The sequence below is a fragment of the Croceibacterium aestuarii genome, from assembly GCF_030657335.1.
Taxonomy (GTDB): domain Bacteria; phylum Pseudomonadota; class Alphaproteobacteria; order Sphingomonadales; family Sphingomonadaceae; genus Croceibacterium_B; species Croceibacterium_B aestuarii.
The window spans coordinates 2,625,150-2,649,178 of sequence record NZ_CP131039.1; the positions used below are offsets into that span (position 1 = coordinate 2,625,150).

The window sequence follows — 24,029 nt, forward strand, 5'->3', positions numbered from 1 at the left end:
CCGCGGGTTCCATGGGAGCCTTCGCTCGATCCCTCAACCCCCTGCTTCGCGCCGCTGAGACGGGCGAGCGCGTCGAAGAGCGCGTATCGCGCGATTTCGTGCCCGCCGGGATCGCGATTGCCGCCGTCATCCTGTTCATCGGCATAGGCGGACAGGTCCTGCCGCAGATACTCAAGACCTGGCTCGGCGTGGCCGATCCGCCCGACGTGTTGCTGACCAACGCGCTCCTCCTCAACATTGCCATTCTGCTGTTCGGTTGGCGTCGCTATTCGGCGCTGAACCGGGAACTGCTGGTTCGCCGGCAAGCCGAAAGCGAAGCGCGCGAATTGGCAGAGAGCGACCCGCTCACCGGCAGCCGCAATCGCCGCAGTCTCCTGCCCGGAGTCGATGCATTGCTGGCGGAACGCGCGGGGGGCGTCGGCGATGTCGCCCTGCTGCTGATCGATCTCGACAACTTCAAGGCCATCAACGACCGCTGCGGACATAAGGCGGGCGATGCCGTGCTGGTCCAAGCGGCGGCGCGAATTGCCAGGGTGCTGCCCAAGGGCGCGCTGATGGCGCGCATGGGGGGCGACGAATTTGCCTGCGCCCTGCCCTGCGACCGGATCGACCGGGCCGGTCTCGAGACGCTGGCCGACGACATTGTCGGCACCGTGGCCCAGCCGGTCGAGGCGGGCAATTTTCGCATCGACGTCACCGTTTCGGTCGGCATCGCCACGGCGGTCCAACCCGGCGAGACCTGGCCCAACGCCGAATTGCTTGCCCACTGGGCCGATGTGGCAATGTACCACGCCAAGAAGAGCGGGCGCGACCGCTACGCCTGGTTCGAGCCGCAGATGGAGAGCGAGCTGCGCTTTCGCAACGCGCTCGAGAGCGGGCTGCGGCAGGGCATCAGCGACGGCGAATTCGTCCCCTATTACGAGCAGCAGATCGATATCCAAAGCGGCAAGCTGGTCGGCTTCGAAATGCTGGCACGGTGGAAGTCGCCCCAATTCGGCATCGTCAGCCCCGAACTCTTCATCCCGCTGGCGGAAGACCTCGGCGTTATCGGCGAGCTGTCCGAAGGGCTCATCCGCCTGGCCCTGCAGGATGCCAAGAACTGGGACGATCACCTGACGCTGTCGGTCAACATCTCGCCGATCCAATTGCGCGATCCGTGGCTGGCGCAGAAGCTGCTCGTGTTGCTGCAGGAATCCGGCTTCCCCGCGCATCGCTTCGAGATCGAAATCACCGAGAGCTGCCTTCACGAGAACATGGCCGTTGTGCGATCGGTCATCGCCAGCCTCAAGAACCAGGGCGTCAAGATCAGCCTCGACGATTTTGGCACCGGCTATTCGAGCCTCGCCCAGCTCCGCGCGCTCGAATTCGACCGCCTCAAGATCGACCGCAGCTTCGTGGGCGAACTGGCCGACGGCAAGGCCAGCAGCGAACTCGTCGGAGCGATCGTCGCGCTGGGCCGCGGGCTCGGCCTGCCGATCGTCGTCGAAGGCATCGAGAACGCCGAGGCCCTGGCTGCCGTCAAGGAATTCGGCGAGATCAAGGGACAAGGCTTTCACTACGGGCGGCCTGAAAATGCCGAGTCCACGCTGCATCGCCTCCTTCTCAACGCAGCGCAGAGCGAACAAGCGCCGCAAGCGCCGGCCGAACCCACTGGGGCGTTGAGCGTACGCAAGGCGGGCTAACCGGCATTGTGATTGTCGCCGCCGCACCTTAGGTGGGCGCAGATGCGAATTCCGTTCATCAAGATGCACGGCCTGGGCAACGATTTCGTCGTGCTCGACGCCCGCGATGGCAACCTGCCGCCGCTCGAGGCGCATGTCGCGCGGGCGCTGGCCGACCGCCATACCGGGATCGGCTGCGACCAGTTGATCGTGCTCGAACCCTCCGATGTGGCCGACTTCCGCATGCGCATCCGCAATGCCGACGGCGGCGAGGTCGAGGCTTGTGGCAATGCAACCCGCGCCGTCGCCCTGCTGCACGGCGAGGCGGCCGAAATCGAAACTGCAGCCGGGATTCTTTCCGCCAGGCCCGAAGGCGGCGGCGCAGCGGTCGACATGGGCGAGCCCGATTTCGACTGGAACTCGATCCCGCTCTCCGACCCGATGGACACACTCGACATGCCGGTTGGGTGGGATGAGCTCGAGCGCCCGGTCGCGGTCAATGTCGGTAACCCCCACGTTGTGTTCTTCGTGCGCGATTGCGACAAGGTCGATCTCGCCCATCTCGGCCCGGCGATCGAACGCGACCCGCTGTTCCCGCAGCGCGTCAACGTCAACGTCGCGACGGTGGAGAACCGCGGCGAGATCCGGCTGCGGGTGTGGGAGCGCGGCGCAGGGCTGACCCGAGCCTGCGGCACCGGGGCCTGTGCCACCGCCGTCGCCGCGATGCGCCGCAAGCTGGTCGAGCGCGAAGTCGTCGTCAGCCTGCCCGGCGGCAAGCTGTTGATCAGTTGGGGCGAGGACGGCCGGGTCACCATGACCGGACCGGCGAGCGAGAGCTTCCGCGGCAGCTTCGACTGGGGCGATTTCGCGTGAACGCCGCGCAGGTCATTTCGCTCGGCTGCCGCCTCAACATAGCCGAAAGTGAGCGAATCCGCGCCTTGCTGGCGGGCGAGACCGATACAGTGGTGATCAATTCCTGCGCGGTAACGGCGGAAGCCTTGCGCCAGACCCGCCGCGCCATTCGCCGCGCGCGCCGGGCGCAGCCCGCTGCGCGGCTGCTGGTGACAGGCTGCGCCGCCGAAATCGAGCGCGTGGATCTCGCCGCGATGCCCGAGGTCGACGGTATCGTAGCCAATGCCGCCAAGCTCGACGCGCGGTCGTGGAACGTCCCAGCGCGGGCTGCCCCGGTGCGGTCGCGGCACACCCGGGCCTTTGTCGCCGTGCAGAACGGCTGCGACCACGCCTGCACCTTCTGTGTCATTCCCCAAGGGCGCGGGCCGAGCCGCTCGACGAGCGTGGCCGAGGTCCTGCGCGAAACGGCCCGGCACCTCGAACACGGCGCGGCCGAAGCCGTGCTGACCGGGGTCGATGTGACCAGCTGGGGCCACGATCTGCCCGGCCGCCCGACGCTCGGCACCCTGGTTCGCGCGCTCCTCGACGAGTTCCCGCAGCTCCGGCGCCTGAGGATGTCCTCGCTCGACGGCATCGAGGTGGACGCAGAGTTGTTCGAACTGTTCGCGGGCGAGACGCGGGTCATGCCGCACCTGCACCTCTCGCTGCAGCACGGACACGACTTGATCCTCAAGCGCATGAAACGCCGCCACAGCCGCGCCGACGCGGTGCGGCTGGTCGAGCGCCTGCGAGCCTGCCGGCCGGACATCGCCGTGGGCGCCGATCTCATCGCCGGCTTCCCGACCGAGAACGAGGAGCATCACCGAGCCAATCTCGAGATCGTCGAGCACCTTTCGGTGGTGCACGGCCATGTCTTCCCCTTCTCTCCGCGTCCCGGCACGCCTGCCGCGCGCATGCCGCAAGTCGATCGAGCGACGATCAGGCGCCGCGCCGCCGAACTTCGCGCCGCTGTCGCCGACGTGCATGCGCGTTGGCTGGCCGGGCTCATTGGCACGGTGCAATCGGTCCTTACCGAAGGCGACGGAACCGGCTACGCGCCAAACTTCGCCCGCGTTGCCGCACCGCCGGGGACGCCCCGCGGTAGCATCGTGACCGTTACCCCCACCCGCATTGAGGAAGGCCTGCTGCTGTGAGCGAGCCGAAAAGCTGGAGCGAGCGCCTGTTCGGCGGCTTCCGCAAGACGTCGGAACGGCTGAGCGAAAACCTCACCGCCGTCGTCGGCACCGCCAAGCTCGACCAGGCGACGCTCGACGAGGTCGAGGATGCGCTGATTCTGTCCGATCTCGGGCCCAGCGCAGCGGCGCGCATTACGGCGAAGCTGTCGGAAAAACGCTTCGGGCTGACGATGACCGAGCGCGAACTCAAGGAAGCTGTCGCCGAGGAAATTGCCGAGATTCTCCGTCCCGTTGCCCGCCCGCTCGAAATCACCGCGTTTCCCCGGCCGCAGGTCGTGCTGGTGATCGGCGTCAACGGCAGCGGCAAGACCACCACCATCGCCAAGCTGGCCCACCTGTTCCAGGAGCAGGACTACGGCGTTCTGCTCGCCGCCGGCGACACCTTCCGCGCCGCTGCCATCGGCCAGCTCAAGGTCTGGGCCGAGCGGATCGGCGTTCCGGTCGTCACCGGACCCGAGGGCGGCGACCCGGCCTCGGTGGTGTTCGATGCGGTCAAGCAGGCCACCGCCACCGGCATCGACGCGCTGATCGTCGACACCGCCGGGCGGCTGCAGAACAAGCGCGAGCTGATGGACGAGCTGGCCAAGATTCGCCGCGTGCTCGGCCGTCTCAACCCCGAGGCGCCGCACGACGTCGTGCTGGTGCTCGATGCCACCAACGGGCAGAACGCCCTCTCGCAGATCGACGTGTTCAAGGAAGTCGCCGGCGTGACCGGCCTGATCATGACCAAGCTCGACGGCACCGCGCGCGGCGGCGTTCTGGTCGCCGCCGCCGAGCAGTACGGCTTGCCGATCCACGCCATCGGCGTCGGCGAGAAAATCGACGACCTGCGTCCGTTCGATCCCGACCTGGTGGCGCGCGTGATTGCAGGAGTGGCGTGATGGCTGGCGAAGACCGGACCCCGATGGCCGAGAAGAAGTCCTCGACCGGCTGGCTCAACCTGCTGATCGACTATGGCCCGCTGCTGGTCTTCTTCGGGGTCTACTGGTTTTACGCCCCGGCCGACAAGGAAGACGGTATCGGCACGGTCTTCGCCGTCGTCCACTCGACCGGCGCGTTCATCGTCGCCGCGGTCATCGCGCTCGCCGTCTCGAAGTGGCTTATGGGCAAGATCTCGCGCATGCTGGCGCTCTCGACCACGCTGATCGTCGGCTTCGGCGGATTGACCATCCTGTTGCGCGATCCGTTCTATGTGCAGGTCAAGCCGACCGCGCTCTACCTGTTCTTCGGCATCGTGCTGCTGGCCGGGTGGATGCGCGGCAAGGCGCTGCTGCAGTGGCTGCTCGAGGCCGCGTTCGAAGGCCTGAACGACGAAGGCTGGCTCAAGTTGAGCCGCAACTGGGGCGTGTTCTTCCTGTTCCTCGCGGCGCTCAACGAGACTCTGCGTCACTTCCTCAGCTTCGGCGATTGGCTGACCGCCAAGCTCTGGGTGTTCATGCCGCTGTCGTTCCTGTTCACCTTCACTCAGCTTCCCATGCTGCTGCGCCACGGCCTAGCGACGGGGCAGGAGGAAGAGGTGATCGAGAACCCGCCGGTCGAGTAGCCAGCTACCCCGCGCCGTCGCTCCCCGACGAGGACGGCGGTCTCAGATCTCGACCTGGCTCCCCAGCTCGACCACGCGGTTGGTCGGCAGGCGGAAGAACTCCATCGGCGTGGCGGCGTTGCGCATCATCCAGGCGAACAGCTTCTCGCGCCATATCGCCATGCCCGGCTTGTCGGCGCTCAGCAGCGTCTGGCGGCTCAGGAAGAAGCTCGTCTGCATCATCTCGAAAGGCGCGCCGCACAGGGTGTTTATCTTGGCCAGCGCCGCCGGGATGTCGGTCTCTTCCATGAAACCGTAATGCAGCACCAGGCGATAGAAGCCATCGCCGAGATCGGTCATCTCGACCCGGTTCTCCGGATCGACGTAGGGCGCATCGTCGATCGACACCGTCAGGACGACGACGCGTTCGTGCAGCACCTTGTTGTGCTTGATGTTGTGCAGCAGGGCCGAGGGAGTACCGTTCGAACCCGAGTTCATGAAGATCGCCGTGCCCGGCACCTTGGCGGTGCTGTTGCGCCCCGACTTGGCGAAGATGTCGAGCGGCAGGCCGACCTCGGCCATGCGCGCGCGCATCAGCTTGCGGCCCTTGGCCCAGGTGGTCAGCAACGTGAAGGCGATGCCGGCAATCATCAGCGGGAACCAGCCCCCGTCGGGCACCTTGGTGAAGTTCGATACGAAGTACGCCCCGTCGACGATGACGAACAGCAGGATGACCGGGACGGCGAAGTACCAGCGCCACTTGAACACGACGAACAGCAAGACGCCCATCAGCGCAGTGTCGATAAGCATCGCGCCGGTCACCGCGATGCCGTAGGCCGAGGCGAGGTTGGAGGAGTTGCGGAAGAACAGCACCAGCACGATCACGGCGATCATCAACGCCCAGTTGATAATCGGGATGTAGATCTGCCCGTGGTGCTCGTCGCTGGTGTGGCGGATCGACAGGCGGGGGATGAAGCCGAGCTGGATTGCCTGATGCGTCACGCTGAACGCGCCCGAGATCACCGCCTGGCTGGCGATGAAGGTGGCCGCCGTGGCGAGGAACACCAGCGGCAGGCGGAACATGTCCGGCGCCATGAAGAAGAACGGGTTCTGGATCGCTTCGGCCGCCGCGGCATCGCCCATGCCGATGATCATCGCGCCCTGCCCGAAGTAGTTGAGCAAGAGGCACGGCATCACGAAACCGAACCAGGAAAGGCGCATCGGCCCGCGTCCGAAATGGCCCATGTCCGAATAGAGCGCTTCCGAACCGGTCACCGCCAGCACGACGGAGCCGAGCGCGAGGAATGCGAGCCACTTGTCGAGGAAGAAGAAATTCAGTGCGTAATACGGATTGAGCGCGAGCAGAATCTCCGGGGTCTGCACCAGCTGGATAATGCCCAGCAGCGCGATCGTGCAGAAGTAGAGCAGCATGATCGGCGCGAACAGCGCCCCGACCTTTGTGGTGCCGCGCTTCTGGAGCACGAACAGGCCAATCAGCAGCACCAGCGCAATGGGAATGACGAACTGGTCGAGCCGGCTGTTGACCACCGTGAGGCCCTCGACCGCCGAGAGCACCGAGATCGCCGGGGTGATCATGCTGTCGCCGTAGAACAAGGCGGTGGCGAAAACGCCGAACAGCACCGTCAGAAAAGCGTATTTCGAGCCGCCGAGATAGCGGCTCATCAGCGCGACCAGCGCCAGCGTACCGCCCTGCCCCTTATTGTCGGCACGCATCAGGATCGAGACGTACTGGATCGAGACGATCAGCGTCATCGACCAGAAGATCAGGCTGGCGACGCCGAGGATGTGGGCATCGTCGATCGTCAGCTTGTGCGGGCCGACGAAGGTTTCCTTGAAGGCGTAGAGCGGACTGGTGCCGATATCGCCGAAGACGATACCGACAGCCCCTACAGCCAGCTTCAGCTTGGCCGACGTCCGTCCGTTGTCCGATTGGGATCCGCTCATTGCGATGGATGCCCCGGGGTGCCACTCTTGCGCATTGCCGAGCGCGCTTAGCAGCGCCTTATCGGCACCGCAACGGCGCTCGCGCCGGCTGTCTCAACCCCGGCCGATCAGCTCGCGCGCCATGGCGTCGGCGACGACGTCGGACGAACGCCCGGTTTCGTCGCTCTCCTGCCAGATGGCCATGAGACGGTCGGGGATCTGGGCAATCCGCTTGCGCACCTCGTTGATATCGCAGGGTTCGCGGTGCTGGCGGCACAGGTACTCGAGGCTGACGTTGATGATCCCGCCGGCGTTGATGACATAGTCGGGTGCGTAGAGAATGCCGCGCGCATGCAACTGCGCGCCGTGCTCGGGGCGGGCGATCTGGTTGTTGGCGCCGCCGGCGACGATCCGGCAGTCGAGCCGCGCCACGCCGGCCTCGTCGAGGATCGCGCCAAGCGCGTTGGGGCTGAACACGTCGCAGCTGGTCGCCATGATCTGGTCCGCTGCCACGGCCTTGCCGCCGACTTCCCGGGCCAGCGTCTTGGCGCGGTCCTCGTCGACGTCGGCCACGGTCAGCTGCGCGCCTTCCTTGGCCAGCAGGCGGGCGACGCCGCCGCCGACGCTGCCGCAGCCCTGCAGCGCCACATGCACGCCCGCCACGCTGTCCTTGTCCAGCTTGTAGGCCACCGCGGCCCTGATGCCGTGATATATCCCCATCGCGGTGAACGGGCCCGGATCGCCGCCGACCGACCCGTCTTCCGCGGGCAGGCCGCAGACGTGCGGCGTGCGGGCGTGGATCGCGACCATGTCGGCTTCGCTCGCCCCGACGTCCTCGGCCGTGACGTAGGCCCCGCCCAAGGCATCGACCGCATCGCCGAAGGCGGCGAGCATGTCCGCCGTCTTGGTGCTTTTCTCGTCGAGCAGGACCACCGCCTTGCCCCCACCCATCGGCAGGCCGGCCATGGCGTTCTTGTAGCTCATCCCGCGGCTCAGGCGCAGCGCGTCGCGCATCGCCGCGTCGGGATCGGCATAGTGCCAGAAGCGGGTGCCGCCGGCCGCCGGCCCCAGGTGGGTGGAGTGCAGCGCGATGATCGCGGTCAGGCCCGATGCGCGGTCGTGCACCACCTCAACCCGCTCGTGTTCGTCGAAATCAGCCTCGGTCCAGAATGCCATCGTACCGCCCGTGCAAGCGTTTGAATTTAGGGCGATAAGCTTGGGAAAATGGGGCGAATGACGGGATCCGAACCCGCGACCTCCGGTACCACAAACCGGCGCTCTAACCAACTGAGCTACATTCGCCACAAGCCTGTGCCGCGAGGCGCGGCTTAGGGCCCTGCGCATGCCGGTCAAGCGGCGATTGCGCGAGGGCGCGCCTGTTGCACAGGAGGCCAAAAATGAAAAGGGAAAATGTGCCGCGGTCGGGCACCCGCGCAACAAAATTACAGTGCTTTGAAGCGACGATCGGCAACGCTATCAGACCGACATGACGAATCCGGGCGAGACCTCCGCCGACCTGCTGCTGTCCCGCCCTGGCGTGCGCCGCGTGCCCTCCCCGCGCATCGAACTGTTCAGCGTACCCGGCTTCCTTCCGCCGGAACTGTGCGACGCGCTGATGACGCTGATCGATGTGGGCCGCCGTCCCTCGACCATCGCCGATCCCAATGGCGACGACTATTTCCGGACCAGCGAGACCTGCGACCTCGACCCGGCCGATCCGGCGGTGCAGGACCTGGAGGCGCGGCTATTCGGGCTGAACGGCATCCCGATCGAATACGGCGAGCCTGTCCAGGGCCAGCGCTACGAACCGGGGCAGGAGTTCAAGGCACACACCGATTATTTCGAACCCAGCGGAGCGGACTTCCACAAGTACACCTCGGTGGCGGGGCAGCGGACCTGGACCTTCATGGCCTACCTCAACGACGTCGAGGCCGGCGGTGCGACGCGCTTCAAGGTCATCAAGAAGATGTTCCAGCCGACCCGGGGCACGGTGGTGGCCTGGAACAACCACCGCCCCGACGGAAGCCTCAACCCCGCCACGCTGCACCACGCCATGAAGGTGCGCAAAGGGCTCAAGTACGTCATAACCAAATGGTACCGGGAGAAACCGTGGGCATGGTGATCGAAGGCGAATACGATGGCGGCTGCCACTGCGGCGCGGTGCGCTATCATGCCAAGGTGCCCGAAGGCGCGAGGGCGCGGCGCTGCAACTGCTCGATCTGCGCGATGAAGGGCGTGCTGATGGTCGACGTCCCGCTCGAGAACCTCAGGGTGACCGGGGGCGAAGACGTGATCGCGCTCTATACGTTCAACACGCACCAGGCCCAGCACCACTTCTGCCCCAGGTGCGGCATCCACGTCTTCCACCAGACCCGCTCCGACCCCGACAAGTATGGCCTCAATGCCGCGACGCTCGACGGCGTCAGTCCCTACGATTTCGCTGCGGTGCCGGTCTTCGACGGGGTAAACCACCCGGGCGATACGGGCGTCTCGCGCTATGCCGGGACGATGCGCTTCGATCCGGCGAACGGGGATTGAGCGCTACGGGTTGCCGAGCGGTTGATTGCTGCCAGTAACACGAGCATCCCAGAACAGTTCGCCCTCCGTATCGAATGAGAAGTGTGTCATGCGGTCCTGCGGCCGGACGCCCCACTGGACGCCGCAATTCCAGCCTCCCGAACGCAGCAGGCAAATGCGGATATCGACGGGCGTCTCGCACCCGTTGACCGCCACGGCCTGAATCGCCCCCTTCCATGTCGCACTCGGGGAAACCACCGGCGGAGAAACGCAGCGGCGGGCGTCGGTATCGGTCGAGGCCTTCTCCTTGCCCTGGTCTTCCTTCACGGCGACGGGCTTGCCCGCCCTGATGTCGTCGCAAGCCTGCTGGTTGCCGGCCTGGCAGAGCTTGTATCGCTCGAGGTCGGCCAGATACTCGCGCTGGCGCCGCTCCTGCTCGGCCACCGCGAGCTGGAACATCGTCTGCTTCTTCTCGTACTCCTCGTCGCGCTTCTGTTGCTCAGCCAACTGCGCTTCGTATTCGCGTTTCCGGCGGTCTTGTTCGGCGATAGCGCTCTGGGCGGATTTTTGCTGCTCGGCATAGATCGCCTGCACTTGCTCGGTCTGCTCGCGTTCGACCCGCTCGCGCTCTTCCTTCGCCAGCTGCTGCTGCTGCTCCTCGCGGGTACGGGCTGCGGCGTCGGCGTCTGCCGCCAGTTTCGCTTCGCTCGCGGCCCGATCGCCACCTTCGTCGCCTTCCGTCGAGCCGCTCTCGGCTGCTACTTCTTCGATCCCGACCGGCGATGTTTCCGCTGCGAGCGAAGTGGGCATTTTCTGCCGGTCATCCCAGAACCACGGAACGTTGAACGCCCTCATGCGCTCCACGATCGACTTCTTGACGGCCGTGTAGGTCCGCCCCCAAGTCCTGGCCCGACCATTTTCCGCGCCAGGTTCAAGCGGTACGCATTCGGCCCCTGTCACCTCGGCACCATCGAGCAGCTGACTTCTACTGTCGGCATTCTGCTCTGCAGCGCTCTTGGTGTGCAGGTTTGCCCAGTATTCCGCAATGGCCCCTGCCTCGGACAGGCGATCGACTTCGCCCCAGACGACATAGGCGAAATCCTCGCCTGCGCGCACATAATACCCGTCGCTGTTCTGGTGGAACTTGGTGACGCACAGCAGTCCCGCGCCATCCTGCGCCGCTGCCTGTCCCGCCGTGAACATCGCGGACAGCGCCGCCGCACCCAAAAGAATTCTGCTCCGCATCGTGCCCCCAACCCGCCGGATCCATCCGCCGCCGGGCCGGATGGATGTTAGAACTTGGTGACAGTTGCACGGCCAAATTGAATTGAGAAGACGGCTACGGCCCAGGGTCGACGATTTAGGCATTTGCTGCATCGCCCGATCGCCTGGATCGATGCTAACCTCGCCGGACCTTCCTAAATCGTCCGCGCTTGTCGCGCCGGTAGTCGAGCTTGAGAGTGGGCTGGCGAAGCCAGCGGGCAAATCGCGAGAGGATCGACATCGACACTGCGGCAGTGCGGTCATCCTCCGACGGCAGATCGGCGATAATCCAGCGCACGAAAACCCACCCGCAAATCACGAGCAGGAGACACACTGTCATCAGGACGATGAGCAAGACTTGGACGATTCGCAGTCTCCGGATGGCGGTTTGCGAGCGCCGCGGAGGCTAGTACTCTCTTGCAAGTCGGTCGACCGCCGTGCGGCGAAAGTCCTGAAATGGGTCGACAATGGCGTTGGGTTCGAAGGCGCTGCGAAGATGCCCCAATAGAAAAGGGCGGCCCCGCGGGACCGCCCTTCGTTTGTTCGGTGCCGAACCGCTTACTTCTTGAGGCTGAGCCCGCCGAAGCGCTTGTTGAAGGCCGCGACGCGGCCGCCTTCCTGTACCTGGCGGGTGCCGCCGGTCCAGGCCGGGTGGCTGGTCGGATCGATTTCCAGCGTCATCGTGTCGCCCTCGCTGCCCCAGGTGGAGCGCGTCTGGAACTCGGTGCCGTCGGTCATCTTGACGGTGATCATGTGGTAATCGGGGTGGGTATCGGCCTTCATGGTACTCGTCTCCAAAGCTTCGGAACGGTTCCGACCGGTCCAGCTGTGTTCGGGAAAGCAGGCCCCATATAGGGGGAGGCGGCCAATTACAAGCGTGGCAGGAGTCTTGTTTTGCGCTCGCCCACCGGGCGAGCGTCCGCGGGGCGATTCCCTCCGCCTACGGCTACGAGGCCGCCGCGGGCAGCCGTTCGGCCTTGCGACGCGCTGGTAGCGGACCAATCCTTCGCCGTTCGGACAAGTTGGAAACTAGCTGGACCCCGGATCAAGTCCGGGGTGACGAAAGAAGGGAATGTCCCTCGCCGCCGGGAGGCGGGGCAAGCGCGAATGCGCGCCCGAGCGGGGGCAGCTTGCTGCCCGTCTAGCGAGGACGAACGCCCGGATGGGCGTTCGAAACGATCAAACTGGCGGATCCGCAATCATCGCGGTGAAATCGCAGGTCGAGGTGACCTTGCCCTCGACGCTGGCTTCGCCGGAGAACTTGTACACCCGGCTGCGCTGCTGGGTGAACTCGACCTTGAGATCGAGCAGGCAACCCGGCTCGACCGGGGCGCGGAACTTGGCGCCGTCGATGCCCATGAAATAGACCAGCTTGCCGGTCCCGGCGAGCTCGAGCGTCTCGATGCCCAGGATCGCCGCGGCCTGGGCCATGGCCTCGATCTGCAGCACGCCCGGCATGATCGGGCGGCCCGGAAAGTGGCCCTGGAAGTATTCCTCGTTGAAGCTGACGGCCTTTACCGCGTGAATCCGCTCGCCGAGATCGAGGCTGACCACCCGGTCGACGAGCAGCAGCGGATAACGGTGCGGCAGGGCCTTGAGCACCCCGAGAATATCGAGAGACCTCGGATCGCTCATGCCCTGCCTCCGTCAGTGCCTCAGCGGCCCGAAACCGGCGCCGTGCTGGCGGCAGCTGGCTGCTGGCCTTGCGCAGCCGCCGACGCGGCTTGCTGTTGGGCCTGCTGTTCGCGCGCCTCGCGCGGCAGCCAGCCGGCGGGCGGAACCAGCTGCACGCTCGGAACCAGCGTATTGAGCTCGTCGAGCACGGCCTGGTTGAGGTTGTACGGCGCGGCGGCGTAAAGCACGCTGTCGGGGCCGATGACCAGAGTGACGTTCTTCTTCATCGCCGCGTTCTGCACGGCGGTCGCCATCTGGTCGGTGATCTGTTCCTCGACATAGGCCTGGCTCAGCTGCACCGGCGCGAGAATCTGCTGCAGCTCCTGCTGGCCGCTCTGCTGGATCTGCTGAATCGTGTCGTATTGCTTCTGGAGCGAGGCCTGATTCTGCGCCGCGTTGGCCGCCTGGCTTTCGGTCTGAAGCTTGGTAACGAGCGGCTGCAACTGGGCCTGAATGGCCTGCCGGCGCGCGGTCGCCTGATCGATCTGCGCCTTGTAGGTGACCTGCCGCTGCTGCTGCGCGGTCTTGAAGGCGTTCGAATTGGCGATCACCAGCGGCGCGTTGACGATGCCGATGCCGGCAACCTGCTGTGCCGCGGCCGGCGAGATCGCGGCGGGCGAAACGAGCGTTGCGAGGGCGAGACCGGCGGCCAGCGCCGGTTTGGAGAAGATTTTCATCAGAATTGTGTTCCTACGTTGAACGAGAAGCGTTTGGTATCGTCGCCTTTCTGCTTGAGCAGAGGATAGGCGAAGTCGATCCGGAACGGGCCGAACGGGGAATTCCAGTTCACCCCGATACCGATCGAAGCGCGAGGTTTCGGCGAATCGCCGTAAAATTCCTCGACGAAGGGCGGTACGCTGCTGCCGATGGGGGTGTTCGCGTTGCCCTGGGGATCGGTCGCGTTTGTCACGACTTGGATCCCGGTGACAGTCCCTGCGCTGTCGTAAACCTTCTGCTGATAGAGCGCATTGCCGTTGCTATCCCGCGAGGGGAGGAAAATACCATTGGGATAGGGGCTATTCGTCAGGGCGGGCCTCTTCACGCCGAAGACCGAACCGATGTCGAAGAAGACCGACGGCCGCAAACCCAGCTCGCGGGCGCCCGCACCGAGCGGAATTTCGAGCTCTGCACGGCCGCGGTAATATCCGGTCCCGCCCAGCGCATCGTTGCCCGTGCCCCGCGCATTGATCGCCGTCAGGGGAGGCGGAGTGGTCGGATCGTTATCATCGTCGGGCAGATAATACCGGCGCACAACGCGCGGCCCCACGCCGCGAATGTCGAAGCCGCGCAGCTGCGGCTCTCCAAGGAAGAAGCGATCGTTGAGCAGGACGTCGGTAACGCCCGGCCCCTTGTCGGTCAGCCCCTTGATGAACCCTGCTTCGCCGGTCAGCGAGAAGACCAGCCCGCCGCCCAGCGGCCAGTATTGCGCGGCGTTGGTGGTGAGGCGGACATAGCGCGTATCGCCGCCGAGGCCGGCGAAGTCGAGGCTGGCGGTCGCGGAACGGCCGCGCGTCGGCCGCTGATAGCTGTCGAGCGTGTTGTAGATCAGCGAAAGTCCGAGGATCGAACTCAGCCGGTTGCCGACCGCTTCGCACAAGTAGCGCCCGGCCAGCAGCGGTTCGCACGTACGCACGCCGTCGCCGTTGAGGTCGGCGTAGAACTGGTTCTCGTCGAGCGTAATCTCGTCGTAGTTGATGGTATAGCGCCCGAGCACCGAGGTGTACTCGGTCAAGGGCACGCCGAGACGGAACTGCGCGCCGGTGGTCGACTGCTTGTAGGTCGCCGTGCTGTTCTTGTAGTAACCGTTGTTGTAATCGCGGCGGTAGACGTCGACGCCCGCCGAGATGTTCCGGTCGAAGATATGCGGCTCGTTGAAGCTAATGTTGCCCGAACGCGAATAGCGCGACCAGTTGACGCCCAGGCCCACGGTCTGGCCGCGGCCACGGAAGTTGCGCTGCTGGATCGAGCCCTGGAAGATGAAGCTTTCGAGGCTCGAGAAGCCCGCCGACAGCGAAAGCTGCCCGGTCGCCTGTTCCTGCACGTTGGCCTCGAGCACGATCCGATCGGGCGCGCTGCCGTCGACCTGCTCGACCTCGAAGTTCTCCTGGAAATAGCCGAGGCCGTTGATGCGGTTGGTGGTGCGCTTCACCGCCAGCGAGTTGAACGCATCGCCTTCGGCCAGGCGGAATTCGCGGCGTATGACCTTGTCCTGCGTCAGCGTGTTGCCGTTGACGTCGATCCGCTCGACATAGGTGCGTTGCGCCTCGCCGATGTTGAAGGTGACGTCCATCGTGTGGGTTTCACGGTTCGGCACCGGCTTGGGCCGCACGTCGGCGAAGGCATAACCGTAGGCGCCGGCAGTCTCCTGCAACTGGTCGACGGTGTCTTCGACCAGCTTGGCGTTGTACCACTCGCCCTCTTTCATCGGCAGCGACTTGGTCATCAGGCTGGAATCGAAGTCGCGGATCTCGCTCTCGACCTTGACGTCGCCGAACTTGTAGCGCGGACCTTCCTCGACCACGTAGGTGATGATGAAGTTCTTCTTGTCGGGCGTCAGCTCGGCGACCGCGGAAACGACGCGGAATTCGGCGTAGCCGTTGGTCAGGTAGAACTGGCGCAACAGCTGCTGGTCGTACGCCATGCGGTCGGGGTCGTAGCTGGTCGAGGAACTGAAGATCTTCAGGAGGCTCGCCTCCTTGGTCAGCATCTCGCCCTTGAGCTTGCTGTCCGAAAAGACCTCGTTGCCGATGATGTTGATCGCCCGGACCTTGGATTTGGGCCCTTCGGTAATCTCGAAAATCACGTCGACGCGGTTTTGCGAAAGCTGCACCATCTTCGGCTCGACCGAGGCGGCGTAGCGCCCCTGCCGCTTGTACAGCTCGATGATCCGGGCGACGTCGGCGCGCACTTTGGAGCGGGTGAAGATCTGCCTCGGGGCGAGCTTGATCTCCGGGGTGATCTTGTCGTCCTTGAGGCGCTTGTTGCCCTCGAGCACCACGCGATTGATCACCGGGTTCTCGACCACGTTGATGACCACGTTGCCGTCGTTGTTGGTGACCGAGAAATCGGCGAACAGTTCGGTCGCCGCCAGGTCCTTGAGAACCTGGTCGGCCGCGGCTGCGGTGTACCTCTGGCCGGGGCGCATCTGGATGTAGCTCAGGATCGTCTGCGGCTCGAGGCGCTGCGCGCCCGCGACCGAGATCGTCTTGATGACGTCGCTCTGCTGATCGGCCGGGGCCGGCGCAGCATCGGGCGCCGAGGGCGCATCCTGCGCGCTGGCCGCGACCGGGACACCGGCGAGGATCGTACCGCCCAGCAGGGCGATGGCAAATGGCGTCGCTGCGATCGTCTTGGCCTTGCGGCTCATAAACCCGTCCATTCCATCGACACAGATGCGTGCCATTCCCGTCCCGTCACGTCGGCTCGGCGCTTGCTTCAAAGCGTCCCGTTTCGACAACCGGCGAGGCGAACCGCGCCCTTGCCCGATGCGGCGGGGTCAATCAAGCGATCATCCCCGGTGTGCGCGCGCCGTGGCATCCTTTTCCCCGCCTAGCCGCCGAAAATCGGCAGCGAGGCGATATCGTTGATCGTCACGAACAGCATCAGTGCAAGCACGAAGGCTATTCCGGTCCGATAGGCCCATTCCTGACTGCGTTGGCTGGCTGGTTTGCGGCGGAGCGCCTCTGCCGCATAGAAAGCCAGGTGCCCGCCGTCGAGGGCGGGGATTGGCAACAAGTTGATGAACGCCAAGTTAAGCGAGATGAGCGCCGCGAAACTGACGAACTGCGGCCACCCCAGGCTGAGCTGCTCGCCGGAAAACTTGGCGATCTTGATCGGCCCGCCGAGCTCCTTGACCGAGCGGTCGCCGACCAGGATCTGCTTGATCCCGGTGACCATGAAGCGCGTGATCTGCCAGCATTCGACGAACGCCGTCCCGATTGCCTCGACCGGCCCGACGGGCCGGAACTCGCGCTCGACATCGCGGGCCATCACGCCGATCCGGCCGATCTGCGAGGCATTGCCGAATTGGTCGTGGGCGACCACGCTGGCGGTGGTGATCGGCACGGTCAGCGCCTCGTCGCCGCGATCCACCGTGAAGGTCATCCGCACCCCGGGGTGGAGCGCGACCTGCTGCACGACCTGCTCCCAGCGGGCCATGGGCTGGCCGTCGATGGCGACGATGCGGTCGCCGACCTGCAGACCGGCGGCGCGCGCCGGCGAGCTCTCGGTGAACGAGGCGATATAGTTTTCCTGCGCCGGATCGGCCGGCACGGCCTTGCCGTTGATCGTCAGGAACGCGGCGATGATCCCGACCGCCAGCAGCAGGTTGGTCACGGGCCCCGCGGCCACGATCAGCGCGCGCTGCCACAGCGGCTGCGCCTGGAAGGTCTTGCTGCGCTCTTCCTCGGGCAGGTCGAGCCATTCGCGGCTCGGCTGGCTGCTGGCGTTCATGTCGCCGGCGAACTGGACATAGCCGCCCAGCGGCAGCGCCGAGAGCTTCCAGCGCGTGCCGCGCTTGTCGGTCCAGCCGGTCAACTCCTTGCCGAAGCCGATCGAGAACGCGTCGGCCTTGACCCCGAACCAGCGCCCGACGAGGTAGTGCCCCAGCTCGTGCAAGGTGACGAGCGGGCCCAGCACCAGCAGGAAGCCGGCAATCCACATCCAGAAAGGCGGGTCGTGCACCACGTCAGGCGTGCTCCAGGATGTTCGACGCCCATGCCCGCGCCTCGCTGTCGACGGCGAGCACGTCGTCGAGAGTGGCAGGAGCGGATGGAAGCGTACGGGTCAAGGTCTGCTCGACCACTGCGGCAATGCGGGTGAACGCAATCTGACCGGCGAGAAAGGCCGCCACGGCGATTTCGTTCGCCGCGTTGAGCACCGCCGGGGCCGCCCCGCCCGCCTCGGCCGCCTCGCGCGCCAGCCGGGTGGCCGGGAAACGCTCCTCGTCCGGCGGGAAGAAGCTCAGCGTGCCCAGCGCCGGCAGGTCGAGGGCCTTGCACGGCGTGTCCATCCGCCCCGGCCAGGCCAGGCACGAGGCGATCGGCACGCGCATGTCCGAGGGCCCGAGCTGCGCCAGCGTCGAACCGTCGCGGTACTCGACCAGCGAATGAACCACGCTTTGCGGATGGACGACGATGCGGATTCGCTCGAGGCCGACCGGAAACAGGTGCGCCGCCTCGATGAATTCGAGACCCTTGTTCATCATCGTCGCCGAATCGACGCTGATCTTGGCGCCCATATCCCAGTTGGGATGGGCGACGGCCTGCGCCGGGGTGACCGCGGCGAGCCGCTCGTCGCTCCAGGTGCGCAGCGGCCCGCCGCTGGCGGTCAGCGTGATCCAGCGCACGTCGGCCAGGTCCTGTCCGTGCAGGCACTGGAAAATCGCGTTGTGCTCGGAATCGGTCGGCAGCAGCGTCGCGCCGTGGCGCGCTACGGCATCCATCAACACGTCGCCGGCCGAAACGAGCGCTTCCTTGTTCGCCAGGGCGATGATCCCGCCCTGCTCCACCGCGGCCATCGTCGGCGCCAGCCCGGCGCAGCCGACGATCGCCGCCACCGTCAGCTCCGCGCCCCGCGCCGCCGCCTCGCACAGCGCGGCCCTGCCGGCCGCCGCCTCGATCCCGCTTCCGGCGAGCGCTTCGCGCAAGTCGGCCAGGCAGCTCTCGTCGGCGACCACCGCGACCTCGGCACCGAACTCGCGCGCCAGCGCCGCGAGCTCGCGCGCCTGGCAATTGGCGGTGAGCGCCACGACCCGCCACCTCTCGCGCTCGCGCCGGAGCAGATCGAGCGTGGAGGCGCCGATCGATCCGGTCGCGCCGAGGATGGTGATGGACCGGGTCATGTCACGCCGCGCTCGACAGCAAGCCGACGACCAGCGCCACCGGAATCATCCCGTCGACCCGGTCGAACACCCCGCCGTGGCCGGGAATGAGCCGCGAGGAGTCCTTCGCCCCCGCCCTGCGCTTGAGCCAGGATTCGAAGAAATCCCCCGCCTGCGCGACGACCGCGAGCACGCAGCCGACGAGGAAGGCGCTGATGATCTTGTCGTAGCCGACGGCCCACACGGCGCCGAGGTCGCCGCCTTCGCTGGTGAAGAAGAACATCGCCGCGACGAGCGAGAGCCACAAGCCGGCGAAGACCATCCCGCCAACGAGCCCGGCCCAGGTCTTCGACGGGCTGATCTTGGGGGCAATCTTGGGTCCGCCGATCGTCCGCCCGCTGAAATAGGCCCCGGTGTCGGTGAAGATCACCGCGCCGATCGCGGCAATCAGGAAATAGGAATCGAGCCGCATCAGCACCCAGGCGGCAAAGCCGAAGTAGAACAGCCCGAACGCCACCCCGGTGCCGCGCAGGCCGATGCTGGGCGTCGCCTTGATCACCAGCAGGCAGTATTCGACGAAGGCCAGCGCGGCGACGATCGCGACCAGCCCGGAAACGTAGTCCTCGCCCATCGCGATGGCGCCGACCACCAGCGCCAGCATGACGACCGCCGAGGCGATGCGCACCGGTAGGTCGGCGTTCCTCTTGGCGGCAGGAACCGCTTCAGCGTCCGCCATAGCGCCTCTCCCGTTTGGCGAATTCCTCGAGCGCCGCGGCCAGGTGCCTGGGCGTGAACTCGGGCCATAGCACGTCGGTGAACCACATTTCGGCGTACGCCGCCTGCCATAACAGGAAATTCGACAGCCGGACCTCGCCGCTCGTGCGGATCAGCAGGTCGAGCGGCGGCAGATCGGCGGTGTCGAGATGCGCGGCAATCGTCTCGGGGGTGATCTCTCCCGCCGCGGCCGCCTTGCTCGCGGCGCGGGCGATTTCCTGCTGCGAACCGTAGTTGAGCGCCACCGCCAGCGTCCGGCTGCCCTTCGCCGTTTGCTCCAGCGCATCTTCGAGCATCTTGACAATATCAGGGTCCAAGCCCTTCCAGTCGCCGATTATTTTCAGCCGTACGTCATTGGCGACGAACTCCGGCAGGTCGGATTTGATGAACCGCCGCATCAGGTTCATCAGGTCGCCGATCTCCTCCTCGGGGCGCTTCCAGTTCTCCGAACTGAAGGCGTAGAGCGTCAGGCATTCGAGCCCGGTCGAATCGAGCGAGCGGACCAGCTTGCGCACCGCCTCGACTCCGCGCTGGTGCCCCATCGCGCGCGGCAGGTGGTGGCGCTTGGCCCAGCGCCCGTTGCCGTCCATGATGATCGCGACATGGCGGGCGCGATTGTCAGAGCCCATGAATGAAATCCGTTCGTGCTGAGCTTGTCGAAGCACGTTTTGGCACCGCCTCGCAAGTTCGTCCTTCGGAAGCGCAGCTGTCGCGGAGCGACACCGGCTCAGGACGAACGGAACCGGAAAACGTCACTGGGTCAGGATTTCCTTTTCCTTCTGCGCGGCGGCCGCGTCGGCCTCGGCGACGTACTTGTCGGTCAGCTTCTGGACCTCGTCCTCGCCCCGCTTGCGATCATCCTCGGAAATTTCCTTCTTCTTCTCGTCTTCCTTGAGCGCTTCCATTCCGTCGCGGCGGACGTTGCGAATGGCGATCTTGGCGTTTTCGGCGTACTTGCCGGCGAGCTTGGCCAGGTCCTTGCGCCGCTCCTCGGTCAGGTCGGGCATCGGCAGGCGCAGCGTCTGGCCGTCGATCATCGGGTTGAGACCGAGGTTGGCGTGGGCGATACCCTTCTCCACTGCGGTGACATTGGCCTTGTCCCACACCTGCACGCTGAGCATGCGCGGTTCGGGCGCGTTGACCGTCGCCACCTGGTTGAGCGGCATCATCGCGCCGTACACCTCGACCACCACCGGATCGAGCAGGCTGACGTTGGCCCGGCCCGTGCGCAGGCCGCCGAGATCGCCCTTCAGGCTGTCGATCGCTCCGGCCATGCGGCGTTCGATATCGGCCTTGTCATACTTCGCCATCAGGCTTCCCCTTTCACTATGGTTTGCACGCCCCCGCCCGCCAGCACGCGCGCCAGGTTGCCCTTTTCGCGGATCGAAAAGACCACGATGGGAATCTGGTTGTCGCGGCACAGCGCCACGGCGGAGGCGTCCATCACCTTGAGATTGTCTGCCAGCACTTTGTCATAGCTGACTGTATTGAAACGCTTTGCATCCGGGTTTTGTTTCGGATCGCTGTCGTAGACGCCGTCGACGCTGGTGCCCTTGAGCAGCGCGTCGCACTGCATTTCGGCGGCGCGCAGCGCGGCGCCGGAATCGGTCGTGAAATAGGGCGCGCCGACGCCGGCGGCAAAGATCACGATGCGGCCCTTCTCGAGATGGCGCTCGGCCCGGCGGCGGATAACCGGCTCGCACACCTGGTCCATCTGGATCGCCGACTGGACGCGGGTGTGAACGCCGATCTTCTCGAGCGCGGATTGCATCGCGAGCGCGTTCATCACCGTCGCCAGCATGCCCATGTAGTCGGCCTGCGCCCGGTCCATCCCCTGCGCCGCCCCGGCCATGCCGCGAAAGATATTGCCGCCCCCGATGACCAGGCAGATCTGCAGGCCGGTGTCGCGCGCCGCTTTCACTTCCCTCGCCAGCTCGGTCACGAACGCCGGATCGATGCCATACTGCTGGTCGCCCATCAGGACTTCGCCCGAGAGCTTGAGCAGGACGCGTTTGACCCGGGGCATCGACATGGGCGGCAGGAACCTCTCGGCTAGCGGAAATGCGCCGCCCTTATAGAGCGAGAGCCTGCGGTGCCAAGTATCGGGCGAAACCGAATATCCCCGGCATGGCGATTTTTCGCTTTCCTACACAGGCTTCGCTCGTCAACCTCCCGCCCGCTCCTTGAAACGGTTGGATTCGCACCAGGCCGGCTGTCGGACCTGGGAATCTTCGGTTGCGCTGCACCGCAAGCGTTCTCCCTGCCGATTCCGCGAATCTGTCACCCGGCAGATTCGCGGAATTATTATTCGATCGCAGTCTCTTAGAACGCGCTCTTGTGAGTGACAGGGTGTCGCTTGTGTCAACCTGGCCGTTCAGGGCAGCGCTCCGCGTCCTGAACGACGCGCACGAAAACGGCCGCCGGACCGAAGTCCGGCGGCCGCTCGTTGACCGTAATGGCGGGTCGGCTCAGCCGGCGACGGCGGCCGCCACCTCCGCGGCGAAGTCGCTCTCTTCCTTTTCGATGCCTTCACCGAGCTGGAAGCGGACATAGTCCTTGAGCACGATCGGCGTGCCGGCGTCCTTGCCCGCCTTGGCGACGACGTCGGCGACCGGGGTCTTGTTGTCCATCACGAAGACCTGGCTGAGCAGCGCGTTCTCCTTGGCGAACTTCTTTACCGCGCCGTCGACCATCTTCTCCTGCACGTCGGCCGGCTTGCCGCTCTCGGCCGCCTTTTCGGCCGCGATCTTGCGTTCGCGGTCGATCACCTCGGCGTCGAGCCTGTCGGCGTCGAGCGCCTGCGGGAAGGCCGCGGCGATATGCATCGCAAGCTGCTTGCCCAGAGCTTCGAGCACGTCGGCCGGAGCTTCGCTTTCGAGCGCGACGAGAACGCCGATCTTGCCGAGGTTCGGCGCCTGGGCGTTGTGCATGTAGGGCACGACGACGCCCTGCGCGACTTCGACGCTCTTCATCCGGCGGACCTGCTGGTTCTCGCCGATGGTGGCGACGTTGTCGGTCAGCTTGTCGGCGACGGTTCCGCCGCCCGGGTAGGAAGCCGCCTTGAGGGCCTCGACGTCGTCGGAACCCAGCGACAGCGCCGCCTCGGTGGCGTTGCGCACGAAGTCCTGGAATTTGTCGTTCTTGGCGACGAAGTCGGTTTCCGAGTTGACCTCGACGGCCACGCCCTTGGTGCCGGCAACGGCAATGCCGACCAGGCCCTCGGCCGCGGTGCGGCTGGATTTCTTCTGGGCCGTGGCCAGGCCCTTGGCGCGCAGCGCGTCGACTGCGGCCTCGATGTCGCCGTTCGCCGCTTCGAGGGCCTTCTTGGCATCCATCATGCCCGCGCCGGTCTTCTCGCGCAGGGTCTTCACGTCAGCGGCAGTAAAAGCAGCCATGGTAGTATACCTCTTCGATTCAAATGGGGTCAGCGCCGGGCCTCGCAGATGGGGGCCCGGCGCGCGGTTCGCTAGTGCGAGCCGGGAAATGGCTTAGGCGGTCGCCTCTTCGGCAGCCGCTTCGGCGGGCGGCGTGTCCATCGCGCCGAAATCGGCACCCGAATCGACCACGCCCTCGCCGCGGCCCGTGGTGGCGGCTTCGGCAACCGCGTCGCAGTACAGGCGCACCGCGCGGCTGGCGTCGTCGTTGCCCGGGATAGGGAAGGCGATGCCGCTGGGATCGACGTTCGAATCGAGCACCGCGACGACCGGAATGCCGAGCACGTTGGCTTCCTTGATCGCCAGCTCTTCCTTGTTGGCGTCGATCACGAACATCACGTCGGGAATGCCGCCCATGTCGCGGATGCCGCCCAGCGACAGCTCGAGCTTGTCGCGCTCGCGAGTGAGCTGGAGCACTTCCTTCTTGGTCAGGCCGCTGGTGTCGCCCGAGAGCTGCTCTTCGAGCGTCTTGAGGCGCTTGATCGAGCCCGAGATGGTCTTCCAGTTGGTCAGCATGCCGCCGAGCCAGCGGTGGTTGACGAAATGCTGTCCGCTGCGGCGCGCCGCCTCGGCGATCGGGTCCTGCGCCTGGCGCTTGGTGCCGACGAACAGCACCTTCCCGCCCGACCGGACGGTCTGCTGCACGAAGTCGAGCGCGCGCGCGAACAGCGGCACGGTCTGCGACAGGTCGATAATGTGGACGCCGTTGCGCGCGCCGAAGATGTACGGCTTCATGCGCGGGTTCCAGCGGTGGGTCTGGTGGCCGAAGTGTGCGCCGGCCTCGATCAATTGCTGCATCGTGACGGTAGGAGCCGCCATAGGTAAATTCCTTTCCGGTTATGCCTCTGGAAAGCAAAGTGACCCTTGCGGAGCGTCCCGCGCGGGCACCGGTATGCATGTGCCTTCCATGTGGATTTGCCCCGACCAAAGGCCGCGACGGAGCGCGCCTTAGCGGCCATCGTCCCGAAAATCCAGCCTCAATTCGGCCCACCCGCCGAACCCGCTATCGCAAGAAAGACCTTGACGAGTGGAACATAGCAGGAACATAAAGCCGAACCGGAACAATACGGGAACCTAAATAGGTGCCCGGCATTTTTCCAGATGTTTTCCACACCCCCTCCACGGGGTTTGGCACAGGCAAGGATCAGACAATGCTCGCTATGCTTATCACCCTCGGTCTCGGCGCCGCCGCGCTCTTCGCGCTGACTTCGATCGCCGCGTCGTTCCAGAGGGGTTTGCTGGCCCTCGACAGCCTGCGCCGCGAGCTCGAGGCTTGCGGCGATACGCGTACGCTCACCATGTGGAGTGCTTCGACCGGTTTTGCGCCCCACT

Annotated in this window: 23 protein-coding genes and 1 tRNA gene; 7 read left to right on the forward strand and 17 right to left on the reverse strand. The window is 65.6% G+C overall.

Annotated elements, in window-relative coordinates:
* Positions 1-11: 11 nt before the first annotated feature.
* From Q7I88_RS12950 to Q7I88_RS12970, 5 genes are read left to right on the forward strand one after another with little or no spacing between them, the layout of a single operon-like run.
* Positions 12-1,682, forward strand: a complete 1,671-nt coding sequence (locus Q7I88_RS12950) for a putative bifunctional diguanylate cyclase/phosphodiesterase (protein ID WP_305096330.1) — start codon at positions 12-14, stop codon at positions 1,680-1,682.
* A 42-nt stretch (positions 1,683-1,724) separates the two neighbouring features.
* Positions 1,725-2,534, forward strand: coding sequence for a diaminopimelate epimerase (gene dapF, locus Q7I88_RS12955; protein ID WP_305096331.1), 810 nt, complete (start codon positions 1,725-1,727; stop codon positions 2,532-2,534).
* Complete coding sequence (locus Q7I88_RS12960) at positions 2,531-3,706, forward strand: MiaB/RimO family radical SAM methylthiotransferase (RefSeq protein WP_305096332.1); 1,176 nt, start codon at positions 2,531-2,533, stop codon at positions 3,704-3,706. The genes dapF and Q7I88_RS12960 overlap by 4 nt, the downstream gene beginning before the upstream one ends.
* Complete coding sequence (gene ftsY, locus Q7I88_RS12965; protein ID WP_305096333.1) at positions 3,703-4,629, forward strand: signal recognition particle-docking protein FtsY; 927 nt, start codon at positions 3,703-3,705, stop codon at positions 4,627-4,629. The genes Q7I88_RS12960 and ftsY overlap by 4 nt, the downstream gene beginning before the upstream one ends.
* Positions 4,629-5,291, forward strand: a complete 663-nt coding sequence (locus Q7I88_RS12970; RefSeq protein WP_305096334.1) for an inner membrane-spanning protein YciB — start codon at positions 4,629-4,631, stop codon at positions 5,289-5,291. Before ftsY ends, Q7I88_RS12970 begins: the two co-directional genes overlap by 1 nt.
* 42 nt (positions 5,292-5,333) lie before the next feature.
* Here Q7I88_RS12970 and Q7I88_RS12975 read toward each other — a convergent pair whose 3' ends face one another.
* From Q7I88_RS12975 to Q7I88_RS12985, 3 genes are all read right to left on the reverse strand, one after another.
* Positions 5,334-7,235, reverse strand: a complete 1,902-nt coding sequence (locus tag Q7I88_RS12975) for a potassium transporter Kup (protein ID WP_305096335.1) — start codon at positions 7,233-7,235, stop codon at positions 5,334-5,336.
* A gap of 93 nt (positions 7,236-7,328) precedes the next feature.
* Complete coding sequence (locus Q7I88_RS12980) at positions 7,329-8,390, reverse strand: Glu/Leu/Phe/Val family dehydrogenase (protein WP_305096336.1); 1,062 nt, start codon at positions 8,388-8,390, stop codon at positions 7,329-7,331.
* Between the two features lie 49 nt (positions 8,391-8,439).
* Positions 8,440-8,516 (reverse strand) — tRNA-His (locus tag Q7I88_RS12985).
* Between the two features lie 184 nt (positions 8,517-8,700).
* Between Q7I88_RS12985 and Q7I88_RS12990 the strand changes: the two genes are divergently transcribed.
* Together Q7I88_RS12990 and Q7I88_RS12995 are read left to right on the forward strand one after the other, a co-directional pair.
* Complete coding sequence (locus tag Q7I88_RS12990; RefSeq protein WP_305096337.1) at positions 8,701-9,336, forward strand: prolyl hydroxylase family protein; 636 nt, start codon at positions 8,701-8,703, stop codon at positions 9,334-9,336.
* Positions 9,330-9,752, forward strand: a complete 423-nt coding sequence (locus tag Q7I88_RS12995; protein ID WP_305096338.1) for a GFA family protein — start codon at positions 9,330-9,332, stop codon at positions 9,750-9,752. Before Q7I88_RS12990 ends, Q7I88_RS12995 begins: the two co-directional genes overlap by 7 nt.
* A gap of 3 nt (positions 9,753-9,755) precedes the next feature.
* On the opposite strand, the gene Q7I88_RS13000 is transcribed toward Q7I88_RS12995, so the two are convergent.
* The 14 genes from Q7I88_RS13000 to rpsB all read right to left on the reverse strand — a co-directional run bounded on the left by Q7I88_RS13000 (position 9,756) and on the right by rpsB (position 23,516).
* A complete protein-coding gene (locus Q7I88_RS13000; RefSeq protein WP_305096339.1) occupies positions 9,756-10,976 on the reverse strand; it encodes a hypothetical protein in 1,221 nt (406 codons plus the stop codon).
* A gap of 154 nt (positions 10,977-11,130) precedes the next feature.
* On the reverse strand, positions 11,131-11,334 hold the full coding sequence (locus Q7I88_RS13005) for a hypothetical protein (protein ID WP_305096340.1): 204 nt from the start codon (positions 11,332-11,334) through the stop codon (positions 11,131-11,133).
* 218 nt (positions 11,335-11,552) lie between these two features.
* Positions 11,553-11,777 carry a 50S ribosomal protein L31 gene (rpmE, locus tag Q7I88_RS13010; protein WP_305096341.1) on the reverse strand — a complete coding sequence of 75 codons (225 nt, stop codon included), beginning with the start codon at positions 11,775-11,777 and terminating at the stop codon, positions 11,553-11,555.
* Between the two features lie 396 nt (positions 11,778-12,173).
* The gene (fabZ, locus tag Q7I88_RS13015; RefSeq protein ID WP_305096342.1) at positions 12,174-12,629 is read right to left on the reverse strand and encodes a 3-hydroxyacyl-ACP dehydratase FabZ; all 456 of its coding nucleotides are present in this window, start codon (positions 12,627-12,629) and stop codon (positions 12,174-12,176) included.
* 20 nt (positions 12,630-12,649) lie between these two features.
* Entirely contained in the window at positions 12,650-13,345 is a 696-nt protein-coding gene (locus Q7I88_RS13020; RefSeq protein ID WP_305096343.1) for an OmpH family outer membrane protein, read from the reverse strand.
* Positions 13,345-16,047: an outer membrane protein assembly factor BamA gene (gene bamA, locus Q7I88_RS13025; RefSeq protein ID WP_439648392.1), complete on the reverse strand. Its 2,703-nt coding sequence runs from the start codon at positions 16,045-16,047 to the stop codon at positions 13,345-13,347. The genes Q7I88_RS13020 and bamA overlap by 1 nt, the downstream gene beginning before the upstream one ends.
* Before the next feature lie 170 nt (positions 16,048-16,217).
* Positions 16,218-17,354, reverse strand: coding sequence for an RIP metalloprotease RseP (gene rseP / locus Q7I88_RS13030; RefSeq protein ID WP_439648342.1), 1,137 nt, complete (start codon positions 17,352-17,354; stop codon positions 16,218-16,220).
* 1 nt (position 17,355) lies between these two features.
* Positions 17,356-18,510 carry a 1-deoxy-D-xylulose-5-phosphate reductoisomerase gene (locus tag Q7I88_RS13035; RefSeq protein ID WP_305096344.1) on the reverse strand — a complete coding sequence of 385 codons (1,155 nt, stop codon included), beginning with the start codon at positions 18,508-18,510 and terminating at the stop codon, positions 17,356-17,358.
* Position 18,511: 1 nt separating this feature from the next.
* Positions 18,512-19,225 (reverse strand): phosphatidate cytidylyltransferase, encoded by a 714-nt coding sequence (locus Q7I88_RS13040; RefSeq protein WP_305096345.1) that lies wholly within the window; start codon positions 19,223-19,225, stop codon positions 18,512-18,514.
* Positions 19,212-19,892, reverse strand: coding sequence for a polyprenyl diphosphate synthase (gene uppS, locus Q7I88_RS13045; protein ID WP_305096346.1), 681 nt, complete (start codon positions 19,890-19,892; stop codon positions 19,212-19,214). Before uppS ends, Q7I88_RS13040 begins: the two co-directional genes overlap by 14 nt.
* A gap of 123 nt (positions 19,893-20,015) precedes the next feature.
* Positions 20,016-20,573, reverse strand: coding sequence for a ribosome recycling factor (gene frr, locus Q7I88_RS13050; protein ID WP_305096347.1), 558 nt, complete (start codon positions 20,571-20,573; stop codon positions 20,016-20,018).
* Positions 20,573-21,295 carry a UMP kinase gene (gene pyrH / locus Q7I88_RS13055; protein WP_305096348.1) on the reverse strand — a complete coding sequence of 241 codons (723 nt, stop codon included), beginning with the start codon at positions 21,293-21,295 and terminating at the stop codon, positions 20,573-20,575. Before pyrH ends, frr begins: the two co-directional genes overlap by 1 nt.
* A gap of 436 nt (positions 21,296-21,731) precedes the next feature.
* Positions 21,732-22,658: a translation elongation factor Ts gene (gene tsf / locus Q7I88_RS13060; protein ID WP_305096349.1), complete on the reverse strand. Its 927-nt coding sequence runs from the start codon at positions 22,656-22,658 to the stop codon at positions 21,732-21,734.
* A gap of 93 nt (positions 22,659-22,751) precedes the next feature.
* On the reverse strand, positions 22,752-23,516 hold the full coding sequence (gene rpsB / locus Q7I88_RS13065) for a 30S ribosomal protein S2 (protein WP_305096350.1): 765 nt from the start codon (positions 23,514-23,516) through the stop codon (positions 22,752-22,754).
* Positions 23,517-24,029: the final 513 nt, after the last annotated feature.